Here is a 6,375-nt window from a genome sequence, read left to right on the forward strand (position 1 = left end):
GTTTGATTGAATGCGGAGTGGATATTTTCCTGCATGCTGATATGAAAAAAATCCGTGAGAAATCTTTGAAATTAACTGATTTATTTATTCAATTGGTACATCAAGAATGTTCTGAATTTGGATTTGAGTTAATTACGCCTTTAGATCATAAGCATCGTGGTAGCCATGTTAGTTATCGTCATGAATTCGGTTATGAAATTATTCAGGCACTTATTGCACGCGGTGTGATTGGTGATTATCGGGAACCTGCAGTCTTGAGATTTGGTATTACACCTTTGTATCTGGGCTTTGAAGATATTTGGAATGCAGTACAGCACTTAAAAGAAACCATGCTGAATAGTGAATGGAAAAACAAAAAGTATTTAGTTCGCGGTGAAGTGACCTGATTTTAAGGAATCAAAATAAAACAAATGGCTAGGAGGGCCTATGAGTAGTTTTGATGAAATACAAAATAGAGAAGCTGGGCTGCATAAAAAGTTATCTGCAAAACAGATGGGGATGATTGCCATTGGTGGAGCAATTGGAACCGGATTGTTTATGGGAAGCAAATTTGCAATTAGCTTTGCAGGTCCCGCAGTCATAGTCAGCTATGCGATTGGTGGTTTAATTGCTTTTGCGCTTATGGCTTGTTTGGCTGAAATGACAGTTCAGCATCCTACTTCGGGCTCATTTGGTGCATATGCAGAACATTATATAAGTCCACTTGCCGGCTTCTTAGTTCGCTACTGTTACTGGGCTTGTATTGTACTGGCGGTAGGTACAGAGATTACCGCCGTTGCTGATTATATGAAGCTCTGGTTCCCGAATGTAGGCTCTTGGGTCTGGATTGGATTTTTTTCACTGACCTTACTTGTTGTAAATGCCTATAGTGTTAAAGCTTTTGGACTAGTGGAATACTGGTTTTCCACAATTAAAGTTTTTGCCATTATCGTGTTTATTCTTTTGTCTATTGGTATCTTGACGCAAAGCAATCAGGGAATGACGCAAGTTGTAACTCATTTATCAGGACATGGGGGCTTTTTTCCAAATGGTTTTAGTGGGGTCTGGATTGGTGTCATTATTTCAATATTTAGTTATTTAAGTATAGAAATGATTGCTGTCGCGGCTGGCGAAGCTAAAGACCCGGAAAAGGCAGTTAAAAAAGCATTCAAAAGCACAGCACTTCGACTCATTTTGTTTTATTTATTGTCCTTATTCCTAATCGTTACTTTGGTGCCGTGGACTGTTTTGATTGGAGCAGATGCAACAAGCCCTTTTGTTATGGTCATGAAGATTGTCGGTATCCCGTATGCGGATAGCATTTTAAACTTTATTGTAATTGTAGCTGCCTTATCAGCCATGAATAGCATGCTTTATATTTCAACTCGTATGCTGTTTAGCTTGTCACGTGCAGGTGATGCCCCAAAAGTCTTTGGTCGAATTAGTAGTAATGGTGTACCGGTAAATGCGCTGTTGTTATCTGCGGTAGGGATTGGTATTGCTAGTATTGTTTATACGATTAATCCAGCTTCTGCATTTCCAATTATGATTGCACTATCCATGTTTGGTGCGTTGTTCACGTGGGGAAGTATATTTGTGACTCATATGTTTTTTAGAAGACATATGGTTCAGCAAAATATACAACTAAAATTTAAAATTCCTGCTAGTCGATTTATCTCTTTGTTTGGGTTTATTGCGATTTTAAGCATTACAGTGACTACCTGGTTTACCAATGAATTTAAGTCTACTTTACAATTTGGCGTACCTTTAGTTCTGGTTCTTATATTTTTCTATTATTTGAAACGTTCTACCGTAAAGTTAAATCTCAACTCTAGTGAAGAAACATTGAAGTGATTGGTATATGAGAAGGTATGACAATGCTACAACGGTAGAGAATGAAGGTGAAATACTAGCAGGCTTCCAATACAGAAGCTTGCTGAGTTATCGGGCCTATGATCATATAAAAGATATAAAGTATGGTTCGAAGAACCGATCAACGCTGGATTTTTTTCCTTTAGAACATGCCAATAAAACCGTAATTTTTATACATGGGGGATATTGGCAGTGGTGTGATAAATCGGACTTTGCCTTTATAGCGCCGTATATATTAGCAAAAGGAGCGCAGTGTGTACTTTTAGAATATGACTTGGCTCCTCAAAGTCATATTTCACAAATCGTTGCTCAAACTCAACAAGCGCTCGATTTTATCGCTGAACAAAATTGGAAAACAGACGAAGTAGTATTGGTCGGCCATTCAGCAGGTGCTCATCTTGGTGCTTTATGTTTAAACCATCCGTTATTATCCAAGGCAACTTTATTAAGTGGGATTTATGATTTATTACCTATACAAGAGACTCATTTAAATCACGCTTTAAACTTATCGCAAGAGGATATTTTGAAATATAGTCCTATTCATCAGCAGGAACAGATCAATATTCCTTGTACGATTTTGTGTGGTGGGTTAGAACTTAGTGAATTAAAATGGCAAAGTCAAAATTATTTTGAGTATCGACTTAGTCAAGGTGACGATATGATTTCTTTTGAAATTATTCCTGAGATTAACCATTACTCTATTTTAGAGCACTATTTTAAATTTATATTTAAGTGAGAAACTAAGTTTGAGTTAGCCTTGGTAAACATAGAGTAAGTTGATTTAAATATTATAGAAGCAATAGGTGGTAGGAAAATCATGAAAAGTTATCTTATTTATAATATTAAGTTCAGCTAATAAAATATTTCAGTACAAGAGCAATCAGTATGATAAATAACCAAGTTAAACAACATATAAATTGATATATTGTTATATTAAATTTAAATAAATATATTGATTTTTGCTTAATCAACAAGAAAATGTAGAGCGCGTCACACTTCTTTGAGTTTTTTGCTGCTGTATACTATTTTAAGTTGACCTAAACTAATATCTCGATTAGATTAAAAAGATAGTGTTTTCTCTCTAATCGACAAACTGTTTAGCTGTTGCTTAGATGAGTTTATAGTCCGTAGCTTCCCAAGATGCGGACTTTTTTATTTTTGTACAATTCGTTAATGGTACAAAGATTCGCGCATTAAAAAGACAGTTAATAGTAAATTCGGTTCAATTCAAGTGAAAAACTTAAAGAAGTATTGTAAATATATCTTTAAAGGTATATATTTATATATGCATATACTGCGTCTGTAAAGTTGTTTGTTTTTTAATACCCACATATTTTTAAGATATGTGGGTATTTTTTATTAAAAATATTTTTAAACTGGCTAAGTTTTATATAAAGGGTTTATTTTAGTTAGATAAGAAAATTCAAATAATTTGTTTTGTCTAATTTATTACTAATAAGCTTGATTAATAAAAAAATAGGGAATATATATTTATACATTTATTATACATATTAATCACAGTTAAAGAAATTGTTAATTTTTTATAGTTGTATGGACTTTTATATTTTGAAATAATTGTCTATAACCTGTTAATTATCATATTGTTATGGATATTTTGAAGTTTTTAAGAAGTTTTAATACTGTTGGTACTTACTTAGCAATGGCTACTATAGTTCTTATCATAATGGTTATATTCTTTTATATTATTGAACCCAAATAGAGTGATATTTTAATTATAAAAAAATAAAATATTTAAATTATAAGTAGATGGATGTCACATTTTTCTATAAAAAAGTGGATTGATATTGTTTAACCTAAAAAATTATGAAAATATGGTTGGGGTTTAAAAGCAGATAAAACTCCTCAAAGTTCTCATCTAAAGTTTTAATCCTGAAGTAAAAAGTTATTAATTATCATAAAAATACCTGAAATATAATATATGGAGATAGTCATGAATATTCGCCAAGTGTCTGCTATTTGTCTTTCAATAGCAGCTACTCATTTTGTGTATGCCGCTTCAAATGTTGCAAATCCTGTAAATGATTCTTCCCAAGCAAAAGGAATTATTAAAAATCAATATATTGTTATATTAAATAAGGATGCAGGTCCTTCTAAAGATTTCGCACAAAATATTGCTAAACAACATGCTGGTAAAGTTTTACAAAGCTACGATACTGTTCTTAAAGGTTTTGCAATTTATTTACCTGATACAGCAGGGGCAGCCTTTATTGAAGCGATGAAAAAGAACCCTCATGTTCTTTCAGTAGAAAGCGATACAATAGTAAATATTGATGCAACTACTCAAAGTAATCCAGATTGGGGACTAGATCGTATAGACCAGAAAGCTTTACCATTAAATTCGACTTATTCTTATTTACAGACCGGTTCAGGTACTACGGCTTATATCGTGGATACTGGTATATTATCTAGCCACCAAGAGTTTTCAGGACGTGTGTTAAGCGGTTATACCGCAATATCTGATGGCAATGGTACAACCGACTGTAATGGACATGGGACCCATGTTGCTGGAACAGTAGGTGGTACGACCTATGGTGTTGCCAAAAGTGTCAATTTAGTTCCTATCCGGATTTTGGGGTGTGATGGGTCAGGAGCCTCAAGTAATGTTATTGCTGGTTTAGACTGGATATTAAAAAATGGTAAAAAACCTGCAGTTGTAAATATGTCTTTAGGGGGGGCGACAAGTTCTTCTTTAGATAGTGCAGTGGAAAATTTATATAATAATGGTTATGTCATGGTCGTAGCCGCTGGCAATTCAAATACAGATGCATGTACATCTTCTCCAGCAAGAGTAAGTAAGGCCATTACAGTGGCTGCGACAGATAATACCGATACTCGGGCAAGCTATTCTAATTATGGAAGCTGTGTTGATATTTTTGCACCTGGAAGTCAGATTAACTCTTCTTGGATTGGAAGTAATACAGCTACCAAGATATTAAACGGTACTTCAATGGCAACCCCGCATGTTGCTGGTGTAGTTGCTGAAATGCTTCAAAGTACACCTACGGCTTCACCTCAAACGATCTCTACCAATCTTTTAAATCAAGCGAGCAGTAACGTAGTAAAAAACCCTTCAGGTAGCCCAAACCGCTTGTTATATAAATCTCCTTAATAAAAATATAATTCTCTATGATTGAAAAGGTCCCGAAGGACCTTTTTTTAAATTTTTGCATGTGTACCATACTTGTCAATCATGATTGAACTGGCTTCATTTAAACCACGTACAGTAACTTGTATGCCATTCTTTTGGAACTTTTCTACTGCTGAATCAAGCATTGCAACCGAAGTGACATCCCAAATATGTGAATGAGTCAGATCAATAATGACTTCTTTTACTTCTTCTTTAAAGTTAAAGCCCTGCATGAATCTATCTGAAGAACTAAAAAAGATTTGTCCTCTTAAATCATATAAACGGGCGTTGCCTTCTAATGAACTTATTACCTGTATATCATTTTCAAGTTTATTGGCTAAGAAAAGCGCGGAGAGTAGTACACCCGTCAATACGCCTAATGCTAGATTGTGAGTAGCTACGACTACAACAACCGTTGCAATCATAACGGTATTGCTACTTTTAGGATTAGTTTTAAATTGGGTAAGTGAACGCCACTCAAAAGTACTTATTGATACCATAATCATGACAGCAACAAGCGCAGCCATGGGGATAAATTTTAACCAATCACTTAAAAATACTACTAAAATCAGCAAGAATATGCCTGCGCATAAAGTAGATAAGCGTGTGCGACCACCTGATTTAACATTAATCATTGATTGTCCAATCATGGCACATCCAGCCATCCCACCCATAAAACCAGAGGCAATATTGGCAATACCTTGACCTTTACATTCCTTAAATTTATTACTCGGGCTGTCTGTCATTTCATCAACAATTGTGGCTGTCATCATCGACTCAAGTAAGCCAACTGCAGCTAACGCCAATGAATAAGGAAGAATGATAAGAAGTGTATCTAAATTAAGAGGAATATCCGGAATTAAAAAAATAGGTAGAGTATTTGGTAGTGCTCCCATATCGCCAACTGTTCGCACATCGAGGCCCAAAAAGATAGCAAGTAATGTGACTATAACAATACATATAAGGGGAGATGGAAAAATTTTTCCAAGCTTTGGTACATAAGGGAATAGATAAATAATTGCTAAACCAATAGCGACTAATAGATAGACGTACCAACTTACATTGACTAGTTCTGGAAGCTGGGCCATAAAAATGAGTATGGCGAGAGCATTTACAAAACCAATCACAACCGATTTAGAGACAAAGCGCATGAGCTTAGCAAGCTTAAGATATCCTACTATAATTTGTATGACGCCCGTCAAAATAGTAGCTGCGAATAAATACTGAAGACCATGTTCTTTCACTAGGGTCGTCATGACTAAGGCCATAGCGCCCGTTGCTGCCGAAATCATGGCAGGACGGCCACCTACAAAAGAAATAATAACCGCAATACAAAAAGACGCATATAAACCGATTTGGGGATCTACACCTGCAAT

General features: G+C 35.1%; 5 protein-coding genes and 1 pseudogene. 5 read left to right on the forward strand and 1 reads right to left on the reverse strand.

What is annotated here, in order from left to right; genetic code table 11:
- The 5 genes and pseudogenes from C1642_RS19360 to C1642_RS13050 all read left to right on the forward strand — a co-directional run.
- Positions 1-386: pseudogene (locus C1642_RS19360) on the forward strand (kynureninase); the annotation flags it as partial.
- A gap of 40 nt (positions 387-426) precedes the next feature.
- Entirely contained in the window at positions 427-1,833 is a 1,407-nt protein-coding gene (locus C1642_RS13040) for an amino acid permease (RefSeq protein ID WP_005110565.1), read from the forward strand.
- 7 nt (positions 1,834-1,840) lie between these two features.
- Complete coding sequence (locus C1642_RS13045; RefSeq protein WP_025464533.1) at positions 1,841-2,587, forward strand: alpha/beta hydrolase; 747 nt, start codon at positions 1,841-1,843, stop codon at positions 2,585-2,587.
- Between the two features lie 870 nt (positions 2,588-3,457).
- Positions 3,458-3,571: a hypothetical protein gene (locus C1642_RS19365; protein ID WP_085916944.1), complete on the forward strand. Its 114-nt coding sequence runs from the start codon at positions 3,458-3,460 to the stop codon at positions 3,569-3,571.
- Positions 3,572-3,802: 231 nt separating this feature from the next.
- On the forward strand, positions 3,803-4,981 hold the full coding sequence (locus C1642_RS13050) for a S8 family peptidase (protein WP_032051940.1): 1,179 nt from the start codon (positions 3,803-3,805) through the stop codon (positions 4,979-4,981).
- Between the two features lie 47 nt (positions 4,982-5,028).
- Here the strand turns inward: C1642_RS13050 and C1642_RS13055 are convergent.
- A partial coding sequence (locus C1642_RS13055; protein WP_103236412.1) for a SulP family inorganic anion transporter occupies positions 5,029-6,375 on the reverse strand: 1,347 nt, incomplete at its 5' end.

The organism is Acinetobacter sp. AKBS16, from assembly GCF_002899995.1.
GTDB classification, from domain to species: Bacteria; Pseudomonadota; Gammaproteobacteria; order Pseudomonadales; family Moraxellaceae; genus Acinetobacter; species Acinetobacter baumannii.

What these genes read in the sequence shown, in the direction of transcription:
- C1642_RS13040 (WP_005110565.1), top strand. Translation starts at nt 427, where the DNA reads ATGAGTAGTTTTGATGAAATACAAAATAGAGAAGCTGGGCTGCATAAA.
- C1642_RS13045 (WP_025464533.1), top strand. Translation starts at nt 1,841, where the DNA reads ATGAGAAGGTATGACAATGCTACAACGGTAGAGAATGAAGGTGAAATA.
- C1642_RS19365 (WP_085916944.1), top strand. Translation starts at nt 3,458, where the DNA reads ATGGATATTTTGAAGTTTTTAAGAAGTTTTAATACTGTTGGTACTTAC.
- C1642_RS13050 (WP_032051940.1), top strand. Translation starts at nt 3,803, where the DNA reads ATGAATATTCGCCAAGTGTCTGCTATTTGTCTTTCAATAGCAGCTACT.